Here is an 18,985-nt window from a genome sequence, read left to right as displayed (position 1 = left end):
CGGCGTAAGTGGATTATTTCTGCTTTAATATCAATCTAAGAGAACTGTCTTTGGTAAAATAAGCCCATACCCAATTGATAAAAATGATGAGTTTGTTTCTTACGCTTAAAATGAGCATTAGGTGCAAGAACATCCAAACTAACCAAGCAAAATATCCTTTGAAATGGTAAAACGGTAAGTCTACTACGGCTTTATTTCGTCCAATAGTAGCCATGGATCCCAGATCAGTGTATTCAAATTCTTTTTGCGGCTTATTCCTTATTAAGCGTTTTAGGTTTTTCGCTAAATTCTTCGCTTGATTAATGGCTACATTGGCTAGTTGTGGATGTCCCTTCGGATACTTGAGGGTCTCCATTAAAGCAATATCTCCAATGGCATAAATATTTTGCGTGTCCTCTACTAAGTTGTTTCTATTAACCGCTATTCTATTTCCTTGTTTTATTGCAGTTGTGGGTAATCCATCTATTTTGTTACCAATCACCCCGGCTGCCCAAATAACTGTTTTTGATTGTAGGGTATTCCCATTACTTAATTCAAGTGTAAGCCCATCATAATTCTTGACAAATGTTTCTGTAATGAGGTGAACGCCCATTTCTCCTAGGTATTTTCTAGAAGTCTTTTTTGCAAGCTCACTCATGCTATTTAAAGTATCCCTGCTTCCACAATGATTAAATTCAATAATGCTTCTTTATCATTGTCTTCTGCGGAAATAATGTTTTCAAATGTTTGCAGAATATGATTTCGAATTTCAATTGCATCATTAGTTGTTTTTAAAGTAAAACTGTGTTGTCTTATTGTTTCGTTCCCGAAAAAGTTGGTGGTGCATCCAACAGCAAGCACTAAAAAATCGTAATTGAACGATCCTATTGATGTGTCAATAGTGTGTTCTCTTTTGTTTACAGATAATACTTCCGCTAGTCTTATTTGAAGATTCTTTTTATTCTTGAATATATTTCTTAATGGGAAGGAAATGCTTGCTGGCTCTAACTGTGAAGCTGCTACTTGGTAAAATAATGGTTGAAATTGATGGTGATTAATCTTATCAATTAATAAAATATCAAAAAGGGTTTCATCTAAATTTTTAATAAGCTGCACTCCAGCAAAACCACCCCCTATTACAATTATTTTTCTTTTTTGTAGTTAGTTCCAAAATGGGTCGGTTGTATTGTCAATAAATTTTTCTGTAGCATGCAGTTCTTCTATTTTTTGAATATTTTCTGGTGAAGCGATTGCTTGTATTTGATTAAATACTACTCTTTCTTCAAATCGAATATGACTTTCTAAATTGGTCATTATTTCTTTTAATGCTTTTTCAACTTCAGTTGAATCGTTAAATAACGCTGTTAATTTTTTATGATCATCCAATGCTTTAATAATCAAGGGATGGTCTTTACCTAATATGGGAAAAACTAATTTTTCTTCTAGTTCAAAATGTGGTAGTAAATGAGACTTAAAAAACCAGTCTGCATATGCTTTAATTCTTAAGGGGGAAATGCTTTTTGATAAACCTGTTTTTATTTTCCAACAAAGTAATAATCCATGGTGGTGTTCTCGACTAATAGGTATCAAGAATGTTGCTCGTTTTATCGGTTTTACTGCTGCAGTATTTTCAACTAATTTTTCTACAATCTTTGAATTAGATGAATCTGCATATATACCATAGCCATTTAATAAGGTTCCTTTAAGGTTGTGTTTTCTAGAAGAAATGGCAAAAATAATCATCTCGTCTGCAGGGTCTGTATCTCCTTCAAAACGATAGGTTTCTACTATTTCAAATTCTTCAGGTGAAAGCTGAGTCATCGTATTTGTGCAGATTAAACAATCAGCTTCTTCGTGGATATTAAAGTCGTGTGTAAAGCCGCGTTTTGCTAGGTCATTTAATGCTTCACTAACAGTATCGTAATTATAGGGTTGTTTCATTTTGGATATTTTGGACTATTCCCTTTAAAGTTAGGCTAAGTTTTTACCAACTGTATTTATACTTAATTCATTCCGTTCAAACCAACCCTGTTTTTTTAATTTTTCTTTGTTAACCTACTAATGTTAATTTCTTCAAATTATAGAGGAAAACTTTTGTAAATGGGGGATAAGCTTAGTACTTTGTGTGAATTCAAGGGGTTTTGCTGTGGATAAGCTGGGAATTGGCTGTGGAATAAATAGAGCCCAAAAAAATTTCCAGTACCAATTCCATACCATTATATTCGCTCCCCCTTACTAGTTTGTTAACGTTTCGGTAACATAGGTAGGGAACTAAAAACAGGTTTTTTAAAAGTATAAGTACAAAATCCAATGGAGATTACTAGTTTAAATAAAGACAGAAAAAGAAGAAAACCAGCCATAGACTTGAGTACCATGGTATACGGGAAAATACCTCCTCAAGCAAAGGAGTTAGAGGAAGCGATTTTGGGTGCATTGATGTTAGAAAAAAGTGCGTTTGATACCGTCTCTGAAATCATTAAGCCAGAATGTTTTTATGTTGATGCACATCGATATATTTTTCTTGCGATGCAAAGCTTGCAACAAAAATCAATACCAATCGATATTTTAACGGTGGTAGAAGAATTGAAAATGCAAGAAAAATTAGATTTGGTTGGGGGACCTTATTTTGTAACCAAACTAACTAATTCTGTTGTATCTACTGCAAATATTGATGCACACGCTCGTATTGTTTTGCAAAAATTTATTCAACGTGAGTTGATTAAAATTAGCGGTGAAATTATTGGAGATGCTTACGAAGAAGGAACAGATGTTTTTGATTTACTTGATGAGTCTGAAACCAAGATGTTCAATATCACTAATAACTATTTAAAGAAAAACTTTGAAGATATTGGCGGTGTGCTAATTGAAGCGATTACTCGTATTGATGAACTTAGAACTAAGACAGATGAAATTTCTGGGGTGCCTAGCGGTTTTAGTATGTTAGATAAAGTGACTTATGGATGGCAGCCAACCGATTTAATTATTTTAGCAGCTCGTCCTTCTGTGGGTAAAACTGCTTTTGCCTTGAACCTTGCTCGTAATGCAGCGTTACATCCTACTAAACCTGTTGGAGTAGGTTTCTTCTCGCTTGAAATGAGTGCAGCACAGTTGGTGCAGCGTATTTTGAGTGCAGAGAGTGAAATCAAAATGGAAAAAATTAGTCGTGGTAAATTAGAAGACCATGAATATCAACAACTGCATAGTAAAGGGATAAAGAAATTAGAAAATGCCCCTTTGTTTATTGATGATACAGCTGCACTGAATATTTTTGAGTTTCGCGCCAAAGCTAGGAGAATGGTGAACAAACATCATGTAGGAATCATCATCATAGACTATTTGCAATTAATGAGCGGAAGCAATGATAAGGGAGGAAACCGTGAACAAGAGATCAGCAATATTTCTCGAAATTTAAAATCGTTGGCTAAAGAGTTAAAAGTTCCCATCATTGCATTAAGCCAGTTAAGCCGTGCGGTAGAAACCCGTAAGGAAAGTAAAATGCCACAATTGAGTGACCTTCGTGAATCGGGTGCTATTGAACAAGATGCTGATATGGTTATGTTTATTTATCGTCCTGAGTATTACGAGGTAAATAATAATGAAATGGGAGAAAGTATTAGTGGTGAAACTCATATTAGAATAGCTAAACACAGGAATGGCTCTTTAGAAACCATTAAGTTGCGTGCTAAATTGGAGATTCAAAAATTTGAGGACATGGATGTTGATCCAGGCCCTAGTAATTGGAAATCTATGGGTACTTCTTCTATGTCACAAGGAAATGGGGAAACAGCCTTCTTTATTCAAAAGGGCAGTAAGATGAATAATTCAGCTGATTTTGATGAAGGAATAGACAATGATCAACCTTTCTAGTTTTAAATAAATTTATTACCCTATTGCATGAAGAAATATAGCTTGCTGTTTTTCGTGTTGCTTATTTTAATTAAGCCAGTTGTTGCTCAAAATGCAGAAGAGAAATTACCCCTAGTATTTATACATGGATTTTTAGGAAGTGGGGATACTTATTCAACACAATTTCAACGTTTCATTGCTAATGGCTATCTGCCATCTCAATTACATGTATTTGATTGGAATAGTGTTGGCGCAAAAAATAATACCATCAATCAATTAGATTCTTTTATCAATATGGTATTAGCTAATACAGGAGCTAATCGGGTTAATTTGGTTGGTCATTCTGCAGGAGGCGGTGTTGGCTATGGGTATTTAAATGATGCTGATAGGGCTTTAAAAGTGGCCAAATATGTTCATATAGGAAGTAGTAAGCAAACGAAACCCGCTGGTAACAACGGGCAAATTAGTACACTGAATATCTATTCATTGGGTGATAAAGTAGTGAAAGCAGGTGATATACCCGGGGCATTAAATGTGCAACAAAAAGAGAGTGATCATTATGAAGTTGCAACAAGTGAGGCTTCTTTTTGGGAAATGTTTCATTTCTTTAATCCGTCAATCACCAACCAACAAAAGGTTAAAATTAAAAAGCAACCAATCATTGCCGGTAAAGCTTGTTTAATGGGTGAAAACACCCCTTTAGCGAATGCTGTTGTAGAAGTGTATGGCTTCAGTTTAAACCGAGGGAAAAGAATGGATGAAAAGCCAATTTTTAAATATAATACTGATCAGCAAGGAAATTGGGGGCCCTTTAAAGCACAAGCAGCTGTTGCTTATGAGTTTGTTTTAAAACCTGCTGGCGGGCAAAGAACGGTACATTATTTTCATGAACCTTTTACTACAGATGATCCATTGGTTTATTTAAGGGCTTTGCCAAAAACTGGGATGACTGCTTTGTTGTTAAATACTTTGCCTTCTAATGATCAACAATCAGTGTTGGCTATTTTTAGTAGTAATCGAGCCGTTATAGCAGGAAGAGATTCATTAACAATTGACGGACTTAATTTAGCTTCAGAAACCATTTCTCCTGCAACAAAAACTGCAATTGCCCATTTCATTTTTGAAAATGGGGATGGTAATAGTACTGGTAATTTAATTCCAACTTTTAAATCAATTCCATTCATGAATGGAATTGATTTTTTATTAGATCCCAACGATACTAAACCTGTACATATTTTATATAACGGCAAGCATTATTATTTGCCTAAAATAAAAGCTGCCAGTGAAGGAATCATGGTGCTAGTTTTGAAATAGCTTAAACTTCAACTCAGATGTCTACCCCTTTTTTTTATGAACCTCAATTGCCAGTAATGCCTGGTTTGTTTTCTCTTTCAGCCGAATCGAGTAAACATTGTAGCATGGTATTACGAATGAGAGAAGGGGATTCTATTTTATTAACCAACGGACTTGGATTAAAATGCTCGGGCGAAATAGTTGCTTCCGATAAAAAAAAGACAGTTGTTCAATTGTCGGCATTTGAACAAATTGCTTCACCGAATCCTCAAAATAGTATTGCCATTTCTTTTGTGAAAAATGCTGCAAGAATGGAATGGTTTTTAGAAAAAGCAACTGAAATTGGAATTGCATCATTTTATCCTTTGATTGCGGATAGAACGGAACGTACACACTTTAAAAAAGAACGTTGGGAACATATTTTAGTTTCAGCCATGTTGCAAAGCCAACAAACTTATAAGCCAGTTTTGCATGATCCGATTGCGTTTAAATCATTGATACAACAACCCCGCAATGCTCAATTGCTCTTGGCACATTGCGAGCCAGGGGAGAAAAAGGCACTTCAATCAGTAGATCGGTCCGTTAATACTTTGTTATTGATAGGCCCTGAGGGCGATTTTACACCAGACGAAATTAAGTTGGCGGCTCAGTCTGGGGCCACTATGATTAGCTTGGGTTATACCCGTCTTCGCACAGAAACTGCAGGGATAGCGGCAGCTGTGCTTTTACAGAACAGATAATCCTACTTACAATTTGTACCTTAGCAAAATGGGTAAATCTTCGTTTTCTTTTTTAGGGTTGTTAATTTTGATTGCATTCTCTTGTGGGTGGAATAATGTGAAAGATAAAAAAGTAATCCGCGATAGTTCAATTACATTGACTACTTCATACAATCCCTTATTCTTAGATAGCGCATCACTACAACAATTTATAGCAGAAAATAATTGGGTGAAAGAATTTGAGCAACAGTTTGTTGATTTTTATACCGATCGAAACTATGAATATGCTTGGTTTGATTCTACTGGTCTATCTGAGCAAGCTCACCACTTTTACAATTTACAAAACGACTATATTACTCGTTTAGAAGATAGTGCATTATTTAATAAACAATTCCGTGACTTATATGCTGTTTATTCAAATAAACCAGCTAAAGCAATAAAACCTAACAAAGAAGTATTATTTACTGAACTAATGTTTACTGGACAGTTTTTCAAATATGCTGCAAAAATGTATAAAGGGGCAGATATTAATCTTGCAGATTTGGGATGGTATATACCTAGAAAAAAATTAAATCTTCATGCTTTATTAGATTCTATTATTGAGAAAAAAGCCACCGATGTGATTAATTATGCGCCAGTAAGTTTGCAATACCCTCGGATGGAAAAATGGCTATTTCGTTTAGTAGAAATGCAAAAAAAAGAAGTGCTTGATTCAATACCTAATCTTAAAAAATCTTTGCGTAGTAATGATACAAGTCAATTAATCATTCGAATAAAGAAGCGACTTCAGTTTTTGCAGAATGACTCATTAACCAATACCCCCATTTTTGATACAAGCCTAGTATTGGCGGTTAAAAAATTTCAAGAACGTCATGGTATTGATGTGGATGGGGTTATTGGGAATAAATTGATTGCCGATTTAAATGTTCCGCTTAAAAAAAGAATTGAGCAGTTATTAATTAATATGGAACGGGCTAGGTGGATGCCACCGCAACAAGATAGTACATATGTGTTGGTGAATATTCCTGAATTTAGATTGCGTGTATTTGAAGCAGGCAAAAACCTGTTGCAAATGAATGTGATTGTGGGTTCATCAGCTAATAATACAGTTATATTTAAAGGGAATCTTCAGTATGTTGTATTTAGTCCATATTGGAATGTGCCAGAAAGTATTGTGCGTAAGGAATTGTTGCCAGCTATTAGAAAAAATTCAGGATACATTGCCAAACATAATATGGAAATCACCCAGTATGTAGGAGGACTTCCACAGATTAGGCAAAAGCCTGGTGCCAATAACGCTTTAGGAAGAGTTAAGTTTTTATTTCCTAATGAGTTTAATATTTATTTACATGATACGCCCAATAGAAATTTATTTGCTCAAACTAATAGAGGGCTAAGCCATGGATGTATCAGAATTGCAGAGCCTAAAAAATTTGCTGAGTTTTTATTGCGTGATCAGCCGAATTATACCAGTACAGCCATTGATAGCTTGATGTATTTGGAGAAAGAAAAATGGGTTACTTTAAAAAAGAAAATTCCGGTTTTTCTTGTTTATTTTACTTCATGGGTAGATCAAGCTGGTGTGTTGCATTTTAGAAGAGATATTTATCAGCACGATCAAAAAATGGCTCAAAAATTATTTCAAAAGTAAAAGAAGGATATGCAAATAGTAGAAGTAAAAGACGCAGAACAAGTCAAGGACTTTTTAACTGTAAATGCAATCATGAATGCATCAAACCCGAATTATATCCGCTCCTTAAACAATGAAGTAAATGAGGTATTTGATGTTACAAAAAACAAATATTTCAAATGGGGAAAAGCCATACGCTGGGTTGCTTATACAGATGGTGGTGAGTTGGTTGGTAGAATTGCAGCTTTTACGAACGATAAGTACATCAATAAAGGAACGGAATATAAAACTGGCGGAGTTGGTTTTTTTGACTGTATCAACGACCAAGCAACTGCTAATTTGTTATTTGATACGGCAAAACAATGGTTAGCTGAAATGGGCATGGAAGCCATGGATGGTCCAATCAATTTTGGCGACCGCGATAAATGGTGGGGTTTAATGGTAGAGGGTTTTGACAAAGAACCCATGTATGGGATGTCTTTTAATCCATCTTATTATGAAGGGTTGTTTGAGGGATATGGGTTTAAGAATTATTACAATCAGTACTACTATTACATGAATGTAGATGATCCTTTGCCAGAAAAATTTCCAGAGCGATATGCCAAGTTTAATGCAAAACCCGATTATTCAGCAAAGCATGTAAAGCTGAGTGAACTCAATAAATATGCAGGAGATTTTGCTACGGTATACAATGCTGCATGGGCACAGCATGGAGAAGCCAAAGAAATTACCAAAGAACAGGTAGTAAAGCTCTTTAGTAAAATGAAGCCCATTATGGATGAGCGAGTAGTATGGTTTGCTTATTACAAAGAAGATCCGATAGCTATGTTTATTAATATTCCCGATCTAAATCAATATTTTAAACATTTCAACGGACAATTTGGGATCATCCAAAAACTGAAACTTTTGTGGATGAAGTGGAGGGGAACCAATAAACGTTTAACTGGTTTGGCTTTTGGCGTTGTACCAAAATACCAGGCATTGGGCGTTGATAGCTACTTAATTTATGCAGCTGGTTTATTTTTGCAGGGTAAAGGATGGTACGAGCAGTATGAGATGGGTTGGGCAGGAGATTGGAATCCTAAAATGGTCAATATTTACAAAAGTTTGGGCGGAACACAAAGCCGAAGAATGGTTACTTTCCGTTATATATTCAATGAAAAATATCCTTTTGAACGGCATCCTGAGATGGACTATAAATAAGTTATATTGCAGCAATTTTTATGGACAATTTCATCGTATCAGCACGTAAATATCGTCCCCAAAACTTTAATACAGTGGTGGGGCAGCAGCATATTACTACTACCCTAAAGAATGCCATTCGTAATAATCAATTGGCACATGCATTTCTATTTTGTGGACCTAGAGGGGTGGGTAAAACGACCTGTGCACGTATTTTGGCAAAAACCATTAACTGTACCAATCAAACGGCAGAAGGTGAAGCCTGTAATACATGTAATAGTTGTGTTTCTTTTGACGCAGGCACTTCAATGAATATACATGAGTTGGATGCTGCTAGTAATAACTCTGTAGATGATATAAGGGCATTAGTAGAACAAGTGCGTTTTGCTCCACAAGCTGGTAAATACAAAGTGTATATAGTGGATGAGGTTCATATGCTCAGTTCAAGTGCGTTCAATGCATTTTTGAAAACATTAGAAGAACCGCCTCCCTACGCTATTTTTATTTTAGCCACAACAGAGAAACATAAAATTCTACCTACCATTTTAAGTAGGTGTCAAATTTTTGATTTTAAAAGAATTACTAATAACGATACAGTTGAACATTTACAAGAAATTGTAGACAAAGAGCATATTAATGCAGAAAAAGCAGCATTGCAAGTGATTGCTCAAAAGAGTGAAGGCTGTATGCGAGACTCGCTGAGTATTCTAGATAAAATTGTGAGTTTCACCAATGGCACGGTTACTTATCAAAATACTTTAGAGCATTTAAATATTTTAGACGAAGATTATTTCTTCCAATTGCTAGCATGCATGCATCAACAAGATATGGCAGGAGCGATGTTGCTATTTGATCAAATCAACCGCAAAGGATTTGAAGGTGATTTGGTGTTGAATGGATTTGCAGAATTCATTAGAAACTTATTAGTTTGTAAAGACCCGAAGTCGGCTGCACTCTTAGAAGTAGTGGAAGGTATGCAAGAAAAATATACACAGGTAGCACAACAAACCTCTCTAAGCTATTTGGTAAGTGCATTAAATATTTTAAACGATACGGAAGTTAATTATAAGATGGCTCGCAATAAGCGTTTACACGTAGAGCTTGCTTTAATTAAGTTGAGTTTTTTGCAACAAGCAATTGAATTAACGACCGATAAGGGAGCTGTAGTTAAAAAAAAACGAGTTGACGGTCCAATTGCTTTCAAAACAAAAATGATTCAGCCACTGGCACCACCAGCACCGCCTGCTGCTACCAGTGTAAGCAATACTGTTCATCCGGCACAGGGTTCGGGAAATGGAACTACTACCGTATCTGCGAATGCAGCGGGTCCTAAATTGTTCGTAAAAGAAAATTTGGTTCCTACTCAATCACCTGCACCTGTAGGTACCATCAAAACAGGACCTAAGAAGTCTTTATTAGAAGCACTCAAAGAAAAAGCGGGCAGCAATTACCAGATTGAAGAGGTAAAAGAAGCAATGCCATTAACGGAAGAAGGTCTCCGCTCATTTTGGGATGCTTATATTTTGCAATTAGAAAAGCAATTAAAACATTCTGCAGTTGGTACGTTTAAAATCGCTAGTTTAGAAATAGATAGTGATATTCATTTTACCGTTCGTGTTTCTGCAGTTACTGCACAGAAATTTGTGGAGAGCGAAAAGACCGTTTTATTAGATCAGTTACAAACGCAGTTTAATAATCGAGCGATTAGTTTTACTGTTTTAGTAGAAGAGGGTGAAAAAGAAGATGTGCCTTTGTATATGCGATTGAATAGTAAGCAAAAATTTGAACGGATTGCTGAACAATATCCCTTGCTTCGTGAACTTAAAGACAAACTGCGTTTGGAGATTGATTATTGATGCTTATATTCATGTTCCAATAATCAATCTATGTTAAAGTCTTATTTCTTTATCCTGCTAGCATTATGCTCAGTTGGTGTATTTGCGCAGCCTCATTTTTCTACACTTACTCTTGAAGAAGCTGCTAAAAAAGCGGATAAGGAAAATAAATTAGTAATGCTAGTAATTACATCGGAAAAATGTGTTCAGTGTAATGATGTTGCAGAAGCAGGATTGGTGGCTGCAAAAAAAAGCATAGATAGCAATTGTATTTTAATTCGGCAACCTCGTTTTCCTGTTGAATTTACTGTAGCAAATTCTATTTATACAGTACCTAAAGATTTTTTTGGTATTATTTGGTTTGATGCACAGTTGAATATTTTACAAATATTACCTTCAAGCTCTACGTCTGCGTATCCCTATATTCAGGGTATTCAACGTGCCATTGCAGAAATGCGTTCGAATACTGGTTCATTCAAAGAATTGAAACAAGACTATTATAATAAAGTTGGTGATTTTGTAGTGATTCGAAAGCTTGTAGACAAAGTAGTAAAGATTGGATTTGAACCTCATCCAGATCTTATTGACGAACTCACACAAAAAGCACCGTATGATTCAGCAGCTTCTATTTCTTTTCTTCAATATGTTTTGAGATGCGCACCTATTGTTGGTTCTACAGCACAAAAATTTGTAGAAAAGCAAAAAGATAATTACATGATAGCTTGGTATAATATTCCTTTGAGAGAACGTCAGGTCATTAATAGTAGAATTGCATTTAAGTCTATCAATAAAGCAATTGAAGATAAAAACCTCGGTTTTGCGTATCAAGTTGCTGCATTTAGGCAAAATACTTTTGCTGCAGACAAGCCAGAAGAGGGACCTAAAGCCAATATGCAGCTAATGCTTACCTATTATAAAGGCGTCAATGATACGGTTAATTATATGCGTAATGTATTTTCTTTTTATGAACGTTACTTTATGAATATAAAACCTGAAGATATTCGCAAAGAAGATTCATTGGCGCAACTAAAGTTGCTCAATACTACTGGTTCGGGGATTCCCCCTGAAGTTTTTGCTCAAATTCCAGATAGCATTCGTAATAAGTTAGGTAAAACTGTTCGTGTTCAAGGCGTACAACGAAGTGTGATACCATTTGCACCCCGAGGACAATTTTATGCCAATGCGTTGAATGAAGGCGCATGGGATGTATATACTTTTTCTAAAAATCCTGCATACTTAAGTAAGGCCTTATTATTAGCTAAACGAGGGTTAGAGTTTTATGAATCGGCAGAATTGATGGATACCTATGCAAGGTTACTATATAGAACAGGCAATAAAGCTGAAGCCATTAATTGGGAAGAAAAAGCCATTAAACTAAGAACTACTATGCGTTTTTCTGCTGCAGCATTTGAAACAGTATTGAATAAAATGAAACAGGGTGAAGTAAATATCGATTAAAGTATTCTTATTTATTTTTTATTACAAGTTGGGCATACAATAATGATCTGCTCGGCAAACTTGGGGCTGATACTGTGCTTCTTGCCATTTACTTCAATATCAATTTGATTATCGTAAGCTTGTTTTGCTTTTACCTTGATGGGTTGGTTAATTGATAGGCCTAATTTATCTACGTATTTTAAAAATTCTGCAGAATTATCTTTTACACCAACCATTTTACAGTGATGCCCTACTAATTCTTCTATTAAGGTTTTATGGGGAAGAATATTGAGCTCGCCATTTGCATTGGGAATAAGATCACCATGCGGATCTGCTGATGGATAATTGAGAAACTGATCTAATTTATCAATTAATTTTTTGCTTTGTATATGTTCTAATTGCTCTGCAACTTCATGCACTTCATCCCAGTTAAATGCTAACTTCTCGTGTAAAAAAGTTTCCCATAATCGGTGCTTTCTTACAATCTCAATAGCTCTTTTTTTACCCTCTTTAGTTAAAGAAGATTTACCATAGCGTTCGTAATGAATCAATTTTTTGTCCTTCAGTTTCTTCAGCATATCGTTTACCGTAGCGGGCTTTACGCCTAAGTGGTTGGCAATTTCATTGGTGCCCGCTTCCTCTTTTGCCCCGAGCTCTTCGGTCAGTTTAAATAATCCCTTTAAGTAATTTTCTTCGGTATACGATAAGGCTTGCATGGGTTAAAAGTAAGCTAAAATCAAAATAAAAATTTGTTAGACTAGTCTAACAAATATAGTTTTACGCAGTTTTTAACTAAAACAGCTACAATTCAATGCGTTTTTATAAGCTTATAATAGGACTGTCATGTCTGCATTTAATTTTGCTGCAACAGCTAATAGCGCAGGTTCCTGCAGATACGTCCCGTTTATTAAAACCCAATGAGGGGGTCTTAAATGAAGTAGTGGTAACAGGTACGCTAAAAGAAGTGAAGCGAGTAGAAAGTCCTGTGCCTGTTGAAGTGTATACCGCAGCTTTTCTAAAAAAGAATCCTGCCTTCCATATTTTTGAAGGGTTGTTACATATCAATGGCGTAAGGCCTCAGAACAATTGCAATATTTGTAACACAGGGGAAATTAGAATCAATGGGTTGCCAGGTCCTTATACAATGGTGTTAATAGATGGGATGCCCATTATGAGTAGTTTATCTACCGTGTATGGTTTATCCGGTATCCCAGCTTCAATGGTAGATAGAATTGAAATTGTAAAAGGACCTGCTTCTACTTTGTATGGTAGTGAAGCTATTGGTGGACTAATTAATGTGATTACTAAAAAAACAGGAACAGCCCCTCATCTATCCGCAGATATGATGGCAACTACTTGGGGAGAAGTAAATACCGATCTAGGTTTTACCACTAAAGTGGGGAGCAAAACCACCGTATTAACTGGGCTTAACTACTTTAATTACAGTAATCCAATTGATAACAATAAAGATGGATTCACTGATTTGACTTTGCAACAAAGGGTTTCAATTTTTCAAAAATGGTCCATCCAACAAAAGAATAATCGTGCACTTAATTTAGCTGCTCGTTATTTTTATGAAGATCGTTGGGGTGGACAGATGAATTGGAACAAGCGTTTTAGGGGAACAGACGAAGTTTATGGAGAAAGTATTTTCACCAATCGGGTGGAGTTAATGGGTAATTATCAATTGCCTACTACAGAAAAAATTAGTCTTGCTTTTTCATTGAATCACCATCACCAAAATAGCATGTATGGCAATACATTGTACATGGGTAAGCAACAAGTAGGATTTGCGCAAATGGTATGGGATAAGACGATTGGTAAACACGACTTCTTATTAGGTTCTGCCTTGCGTTATACTTATTATAATGATAATACCCCCGCAACTGGATCAATCGATCCTTCCAAATTTGGAACACAACCACAGCGCATTGTATTGCCAGGCATTTTTGCGCAGGATGAAATTACGTTCAATGAAAAACATAAATTGCTACTAGGTCTTCGCTACGATTACAATACGGCACATGGAAATATTTTTACTCCACGGGTTGCCTATAAATACACCATTAACAATCATCAGTTCCTACGCTTAAATATGGGGACTGGTTTTAGGGTAGTGAATATATTTACCGAAGACCATGCTGCATTATCAGGTGCTAGAAAAGTGGTATTAGCCGAACAGTTAAAACCTGAGCAATCATTTAATGTTAATTTAAATTATATCCATAAACTATATGGAAAGGGTAGTACTGCTACCACCCTTGATTTTTCTGCATTCTATACTTATTTCAATAATCGAATTGTAGGTGATTTTGAAACAAATCCTAATCAGATTATTTATGCTAATTTAAATGGACATGCCATTAGTAAAGGGGTTTCCGCAAATGCAGATATTGCATTGAACAATGGGATCAAATTAAATATTGGTGCAACTTATATGGATGTTGCTTTGCATGAGAACGGTCAAAAAGAACAGCAGATTTTAACGGAACGATTTTCGGGAACCTGGTCTTTGTCTTATCGTATTCCATCGATTCATTTAGATATTGATTACACAGGTAATGTTTACAGTCCCATGCGTATGCCTCTGTTAGGATCGCTCGATCCACGGCAGCCTTACTCCCCCTGGTATAGTTTGCAAAATGTGCAGTTTACTTTTCATTATTGGCGCGGTATTGAAATATATGGTGGTGTAAAAAACTTATTGAACTTTTTGCCAACCCGCTTTAGTCCATTTTTGATTGCAAGGGCCAATGATCCATTTGATAAAGGGGTGCAATTTCAGCCCAACGGACAGGTTCGTGCAACTGCAGACAATCCCTATGCGCTCAGTTTTGATCCCACGTATATGTTTGCACCTAATCAAGGAATCCGAGGATTTTTAGGGTTTCGTTATACCATCAAGTAAAGCATTCGTATCTTTACTATATGGAACAAGAACAACCAATTGTAAAAGACGGAGTAGATATTTTAATTAAGCCTTTGGGCCCTATTGTAGTTACTTCTAAATCTTATATTCATAAGCCAGATGGTACGGTGGATGTAAAAGAAAAAGTATCACTTTGTGGCTGTGGTTTATCTAAGAATAAACCTTATTGTGATGCTTCTCATAAGTCTTTGATTAAGGAGAACGAATAATGAAAAAAACAGTAGTCTTAGGTGCTTCTGAAAACCCTGCTAGGTATAGTTTTGAAGCAGTCACTCGATTGCGCAAATATGGGCATGAAGTGATAGCCGTGGGAAGGAAAGCCGCTATGGTTGCAGGAGTACAAATTGAAACCGAACCACCTTCAGCACATGCAATTGATACAGTAACTTTATACTTAAATCCAACTGCACAAAAGCCTTACTACGATTATATTGTTGGATTAAAACCGCAACGCATTATTTTTAATCCAGGCACTGAAAACGATGAACTAGAAGCGATTGCTCAGCAGAATGGTATTGAAACTATTGAAGCTTGTACGCTGGTCATGTTAAGTACCGGTCAATATTAATATTTCAATTCGAGTAAGGTTACTTTACCATCCATTGTAGCAACAACCAACTCATTGGCAGCACTTGGGTTCACTGTATTCACCATTGAGTTGTCAATTCTATAGCGCCATAATTTTTCGCGGGTATAAGGATCAATGCCGTACACGATGCCATTCTTTGTACCAAAATATACTTTGCCGTCTTTTTCAACAGGCATATTAGGTACATGCTCATAACCAAAGCCGTAATCTTTTTTCCATGCCAATGTTTGCATATTTCTTCCTGTTGGAAATACAGCAAATCCATCGGACATCGTTTTGCAATACAACCATTTTCCATCTGCAGAAATACCAATGGATTCTCTTACAGTTACCTCTTTACTTCTCCATAAAGTGGTACCCGTATTGATATCGATAGCAGATAAATAACGATCAGGGGCAACTATATAAACAATATCATCTTGCACAACTGGTATACAAGAAGCTGGAGCAAAATTGCGAACCATAGAGCCATTATTCCATTTCCAGGAAAGCACTCCTGTATAAGCATCTAGGGCATATAAGTGACGATCCCAAGAGCCAAAAATAATTTTTCCATTACTGAAAATGGGGGTACTAACCACAGGTCCTTCCAGCGCTCCAAAACTCCAACGTTGTTTGCCAGTAGCAAGGTCTAAGCACCTGAAATGGTGATCACTTCCCCCTATATATACTTTGTTGTCATGAATAAGTGGAGACCCCAATACTGCAGCATCAGCCTTAAATTGCCAGATCAATTTTCCGGTATTATTATTCAAGCAATAAATACTTCCATCACCTGATGCAACCACTACTTTATTTTGAAAAATGGCAGGGCTTGAATAAATAGCGCCCTTGGTTTTAAAAGCCCATTTCTTTTTACCATCAGTTTTAGAAATGGCATCAATACTTCCTACACTATTTCCAAAAATGACTAGGTTTGATGTAACAGCAGGTGTTGAAATTACATTCGCATCAGAAGCATATATCCAACGTGCTTTTACCGAAGGAAAGCTGTCATTCATTGAATAGTTCGGGCGATCATATTTTTTAGCACTGAATTTTTTTTCCGCTAAATCAATTCCTGTCCATGCTTTTTTGGTTTCAATACCTGGTGTACGTTCTGAAAAAATCATCGAGTCTAAACCTACATCTACTAAATTGTATCCGCCGAAAGCCGCTTTGGCCCTGAGATTGGAACGTCCTACCACAGCAGGTAGTTCTTCATAATCCAATCTTCTATTGGTATGCCAATGTCCATTTAGAACAGCCAACGTGCGATGATTTTTTAAACGATCTACTGCTTCATACCAATTGTCTAAATCTTTATCTAATGGATAATGATTTAAAAAAACAACTGGTTGATTGGGTTTTAATTTCTTTAATTCTTGGTCTAACCAATTCACCGCATCACGCGGAATATGGCCGTCACTCATTCTTACATAAGGCCCCGATGCACAACCTAAAAATTGAATGCCATTAAAATTAAAACTGAATTTATCGTATCCAAAAATCTTACCAAAACTAACCCCGCCGCTTTCACTCCATCCTGTATCATGGTTTCCTGCTAGAATATAATAGGGAACTTTTAGTTCGGACAAAATTTCTTTAGCCAATTTAATTTCTGCGTCGGTACCCAATTCGGTGATATCGCCTGTAAGCACTACAAAAGCAATATCATTCATGCTATTGATATCTGCCACTGTTCTACGCAAGTCTTCTTCTGCATGCCCGTTAGGAGATCCTATATGTGTGTCAGAAATAAATGCAAATCGAAAAGGCTTCCATTGCGCATGAACATGCACTACTGCCATCAGAAAGATGAGTACAAGCAACCGTTTTTTCATGGTAGAAAGTTAGGTATAATTACTATTAGTAATGTCAAATTGAATGTTCATTTTGTGTTATTAATATCAGTATATGTTTATAAAAGCATTTGGAAGTTCGGTACAGGGCGTAGATGCCATTACCATTAGTATTGAAGTGAATGTGAGTATGGGTCAAGGCTACGCAGTGGTAGGTTTGCCAGATAGTGCGGTGAGAGAGAGTTTGCATCGAACAGAAAGCGCCATTAAGAATATGGGTTTTCATATGCCAAGAACCAAAGTAATTGTAAACCTTGCACCAGCCGATATTCGCAAATCTGGTTCAGCATTAGACTTGCCAATTGCATTAGGAATATTAGGTGCAAGTGAACAATTAGACCATGCGGAAAAACTAAAAGATTTTGTGGTCATGGGTGAGTTAAGCTTAGATGGAACAGTCAATGGTATCAAAGGTGCTTTACCCATTGCAATACAAGCACAAAAAGAAGGGTTTAGGGGATTGATTGTACCTAAAGTAAATGCGAAGGAAGCCAGTATGGTGAATGAGTTAGAAGTATATGGGGTGAGTACTTTAAAAGAATTGGTTGAATTTTTTTCATACGAGCAAATATTGAAGCGAGAAGAAATGGATACCTGCGATCAATTTTTTAATGATCGTTATCTATTCAATTCCAACTTTAATGAAGTAAAAGGGCAGGCAATCACGAAGCGTGCAATGGAAGTGGCTGCAGCGGGTGGACATAATATTATTTTAATTGGTCCCCCAGGCGCAGGCAAAACCATGTTGGCCAAAAGATTGCCCACCATATTACCGCCTTTGAATTTGGCCGAAGCATTAGAGACCACTAAAATTTATAGTGTGGCAGGTAAGCTACAACACAACGCAGCATTAATTAGTCAGCGACCTTTTCGCTCGCCGCATCATACGCTTTCAGATATTGCCATGGTAGGGGGTGGATCAAATCCGCAGCCAGGCGAAATCTCCCTGGCACACCATGGTGTACTTTTTTTAGATGAATTACCTGAATTTAATCGATCGGTATTAGAAGTGCTAAGACAACCATTAGAAGAACGCACCATTAGTATTGCCAGGACCAGGGTATCGCAAGAATTTCCGGCCAGCTTTATGTTGGTGGCTTCAATGAATCCATGTCCTTGCGGTTATTACAACCATAAACAAAAAGAATGCACTTGTGAATCGGGTCAAGTAAATCGTTATTTAAATAAAGTGTCTGGCCCTTTATTGGATCGAATTGATTTGCATATCACCGTAGATGCAATTGAATTTAATGATATGACTAAGGATACAGTTGAAGAAGATTCATCCATTATTCGGGAAAGAGTCATCAATGCAAGAGCCATTCAAGCAGACCGCTACAAAGGAAAGTCGGGTATTTATACCAATGCACAAATGACCACACAGCATTTGAGGAAGTACTGCAAAATAGAGCACACCAAGTCAGTTGAGTTAGAAGACACTATGAAAAAAAATCACCTCAGTGCAAGGGCTTATGATCGAATTTTAAAAGTCAGTAGAACCATTGCAGATTTAGCAGGTAGCGAACAAATTAGTTTTGATCATTTTGCAGAAGCAGTTCGCTATAGATGTTTAGATAAAGAGGGGTGGGGAATAAAGCATACAACAAAAAAGAATTGATGGATATCTTATTGCCTTGTTAATCTAAATAGGAATAACTAAATGTTTAAGTGAGTATAATACCTGTACACTTCTCATTTAGAATTT

General features: G+C 36.4%; 16 protein-coding genes. 11 read left to right on the top strand and 5 right to left on the bottom strand.

Features of this window, described 5'->3' with window-relative positions:
* Positions 1-13: 13 nt before the first annotated feature.
* From ACTIEI_RS01365 to ACTIEI_RS01355, 3 genes are read right to left on the bottom strand one after another with little or no spacing between them, the layout of a single operon-like run.
* A complete protein-coding gene (locus ACTIEI_RS01365) occupies positions 14-637 on the bottom strand; it encodes an NAD(P)/FAD-dependent oxidoreductase (RefSeq protein WP_439504481.1) in 624 nt (207 codons plus the stop codon).
* A gap of 5 nt (positions 638-642) precedes the next feature.
* Positions 643-1,116: an NAD(P)/FAD-dependent oxidoreductase gene (locus ACTIEI_RS01360; RefSeq protein WP_439505531.1), complete on the bottom strand. Its 474-nt coding sequence runs from the start codon at positions 1,114-1,116 to the stop codon at positions 643-645.
* A gap of 24 nt (positions 1,117-1,140) precedes the next feature.
* Entirely contained in the window at positions 1,141-1,920 is a 780-nt protein-coding gene (locus ACTIEI_RS01355; RefSeq protein WP_439504480.1) for a hemerythrin domain-containing protein, read from the bottom strand.
* Between the two features lie 369 nt (positions 1,921-2,289).
* Between ACTIEI_RS01355 and dnaB the strand changes: the two genes are divergently transcribed.
* The 7 genes from dnaB to ACTIEI_RS01320 are packed head-to-tail and all read left to right on the top strand — an operon-like array spanning position 2,290 to position 11,942.
* The gene (gene dnaB, locus ACTIEI_RS01350) at positions 2,290-3,846 is read left to right on the top strand and encodes a replicative DNA helicase (RefSeq protein ID WP_439504479.1); all 1,557 of its coding nucleotides are present in this window, start codon (positions 2,290-2,292) and stop codon (positions 3,844-3,846) included.
* 27 nt (positions 3,847-3,873) lie between these two features.
* Complete coding sequence (locus tag ACTIEI_RS01345; protein WP_439504478.1) at positions 3,874-5,139, top strand: alpha/beta fold hydrolase; 1,266 nt, start codon at positions 3,874-3,876, stop codon at positions 5,137-5,139.
* 17 nt (positions 5,140-5,156) lie between these two features.
* Positions 5,157-5,858: an RsmE family RNA methyltransferase gene (locus ACTIEI_RS01340; RefSeq protein WP_439504477.1), complete on the top strand. Its 702-nt coding sequence runs from the start codon at positions 5,157-5,159 to the stop codon at positions 5,856-5,858.
* Between the two features lie 28 nt (positions 5,859-5,886).
* On the top strand, positions 5,887-7,488 hold the full coding sequence (locus ACTIEI_RS01335) for a L,D-transpeptidase family protein (protein WP_439504476.1): 1,602 nt from the start codon (positions 5,887-5,889) through the stop codon (positions 7,486-7,488).
* 9 nt (positions 7,489-7,497) lie between these two features.
* A complete protein-coding gene (locus tag ACTIEI_RS01330; RefSeq protein ID WP_439504475.1) occupies positions 7,498-8,670 on the top strand; it encodes a hypothetical protein in 1,173 nt (390 codons plus the stop codon).
* A gap of 20 nt (positions 8,671-8,690) precedes the next feature.
* A complete protein-coding gene (locus tag ACTIEI_RS01325) occupies positions 8,691-10,505 on the top strand; it encodes a DNA polymerase III subunit gamma/tau (RefSeq protein WP_439504474.1) in 1,815 nt (604 codons plus the stop codon).
* Positions 10,506-10,535: 30 nt separating this feature from the next.
* Positions 10,536-11,942, top strand: a complete 1,407-nt coding sequence (locus ACTIEI_RS01320) for a hypothetical protein (protein ID WP_439504473.1) — start codon at positions 10,536-10,538, stop codon at positions 11,940-11,942.
* Between the two features lie 11 nt (positions 11,943-11,953).
* On the opposite strand, the gene ACTIEI_RS01315 is transcribed toward ACTIEI_RS01320, so the two are convergent.
* A complete protein-coding gene (locus tag ACTIEI_RS01315) occupies positions 11,954-12,637 on the bottom strand; it encodes a metal-dependent transcriptional regulator (protein ID WP_439504472.1) in 684 nt (227 codons plus the stop codon).
* Between the two features lie 143 nt (positions 12,638-12,780).
* On the opposite strand from ACTIEI_RS01315, the gene ACTIEI_RS01310 reads away from it, so the two are divergent.
* The 3 genes from ACTIEI_RS01310 to ACTIEI_RS01300 are packed head-to-tail and all read left to right on the top strand — an operon-like array spanning position 12,781 to position 15,418.
* Positions 12,781-14,829 carry a TonB-dependent receptor plug domain-containing protein gene (locus tag ACTIEI_RS01310; RefSeq protein ID WP_439504471.1) on the top strand — a complete coding sequence of 683 codons (2,049 nt, stop codon included), beginning with the start codon at positions 12,781-12,783 and terminating at the stop codon, positions 14,827-14,829.
* Between the two features lie 20 nt (positions 14,830-14,849).
* Positions 14,850-15,059, top strand: a complete 210-nt coding sequence (locus ACTIEI_RS01305) for a CDGSH iron-sulfur domain-containing protein (RefSeq protein WP_439504470.1) — start codon at positions 14,850-14,852, stop codon at positions 15,057-15,059.
* Positions 15,059-15,418 carry a CoA-binding protein gene (locus tag ACTIEI_RS01300; RefSeq protein ID WP_439504469.1) on the top strand — a complete coding sequence of 120 codons (360 nt, stop codon included), beginning with the start codon at positions 15,059-15,061 and terminating at the stop codon, positions 15,416-15,418. Before ACTIEI_RS01305 ends, ACTIEI_RS01300 begins: the two co-directional genes overlap by 1 nt.
* On the opposite strand, the gene ACTIEI_RS01295 is transcribed toward ACTIEI_RS01300, so the two are convergent.
* Positions 15,415-17,262 carry an outer membrane protein assembly factor BamB family protein gene (locus ACTIEI_RS01295; protein WP_439504468.1) on the bottom strand — a complete coding sequence of 616 codons (1,848 nt, stop codon included), beginning with the start codon at positions 17,260-17,262 and terminating at the stop codon, positions 15,415-15,417. The two genes, ACTIEI_RS01300 and ACTIEI_RS01295, sit on opposite strands and share 4 nt — an antisense overlap.
* 73 nt (positions 17,263-17,335) lie before the next feature.
* On the opposite strand from ACTIEI_RS01295, the gene ACTIEI_RS01290 reads away from it, so the two are divergent.
* Positions 17,336-18,898 carry a YifB family Mg chelatase-like AAA ATPase gene (locus ACTIEI_RS01290; protein ID WP_439504467.1) on the top strand — a complete coding sequence of 521 codons (1,563 nt, stop codon included), beginning with the start codon at positions 17,336-17,338 and terminating at the stop codon, positions 18,896-18,898.
* Positions 18,899-18,985 lie beyond the last annotated feature (87 nt).

Source organism: Sediminibacterium sp. (genome assembly GCF_051860225.1).
In the GTDB taxonomy this organism is placed as follows: Bacteria; Bacteroidota; Bacteroidia; order Chitinophagales; family Chitinophagaceae; genus Sediminibacterium.
The sequence above is the reverse complement of the archived record's forward strand: the minus strand, read 5'-3'. Positions and strand labels throughout refer to the sequence as shown.

What these genes read in the sequence shown, in the direction of transcription:
- ACTIEI_RS01345 (WP_439504478.1), top strand. Translation starts at nt 3,874, where the DNA reads ATGAAGAAATATAGCTTGCTGTTTTTCGTGTTGCTTATTTTAATTAAG.
- dnaB (WP_439504479.1), top strand. Translation starts at nt 2,290, where the DNA reads ATGGAGATTACTAGTTTAAATAAAGACAGAAAAAGAAGAAAACCAGCC.
- ACTIEI_RS01335 (WP_439504476.1), top strand. Translation starts at nt 5,887, where the DNA reads ATGGGTAAATCTTCGTTTTCTTTTTTAGGGTTGTTAATTTTGATTGCA.
- ACTIEI_RS01355 (WP_439504480.1), bottom strand. Translation starts at nt 1,920, where the DNA reads ATGAAACAACCCTATAATTACGATACTGTTAGTGAAGCATTAAATGAC.
- ACTIEI_RS01330 (WP_439504475.1), top strand. Translation starts at nt 7,498, where the DNA reads ATGCAAATAGTAGAAGTAAAAGACGCAGAACAAGTCAAGGACTTTTTA.
- ACTIEI_RS01340 (WP_439504477.1), top strand. Translation starts at nt 5,157, where the DNA reads ATGTCTACCCCTTTTTTTTATGAACCTCAATTGCCAGTAATGCCTGGT.
- ACTIEI_RS01315 (WP_439504472.1), bottom strand. Translation starts at nt 12,637, where the DNA reads ATGCAAGCCTTATCGTATACCGAAGAAAATTACTTAAAGGGATTATTT.
- ACTIEI_RS01300 (WP_439504469.1), top strand. Translation starts at nt 15,059, where the DNA reads ATGAAAAAAACAGTAGTCTTAGGTGCTTCTGAAAACCCTGCTAGGTAT.
- ACTIEI_RS01320 (WP_439504473.1), top strand. Translation starts at nt 10,536, where the DNA reads ATGTTAAAGTCTTATTTCTTTATCCTGCTAGCATTATGCTCAGTTGGT.
- ACTIEI_RS01295 (WP_439504468.1), bottom strand. Translation starts at nt 17,262, where the DNA reads ATGAAAAAACGGTTGCTTGTACTCATCTTTCTGATGGCAGTAGTGCAT.
- ACTIEI_RS01325 (WP_439504474.1), top strand. Translation starts at nt 8,691, where the DNA reads ATGGACAATTTCATCGTATCAGCACGTAAATATCGTCCCCAAAACTTT.
- ACTIEI_RS01305 (WP_439504470.1), top strand. Translation starts at nt 14,850, where the DNA reads ATGGAACAAGAACAACCAATTGTAAAAGACGGAGTAGATATTTTAATT.
- ACTIEI_RS01290 (WP_439504467.1), top strand. Translation starts at nt 17,336, where the DNA reads ATGTTTATAAAAGCATTTGGAAGTTCGGTACAGGGCGTAGATGCCATT.
- ACTIEI_RS01365 (WP_439504481.1), bottom strand. Translation starts at nt 637, where the DNA reads ATGAGTGAGCTTGCAAAAAAGACTTCTAGAAAATACCTAGGAGAAATG.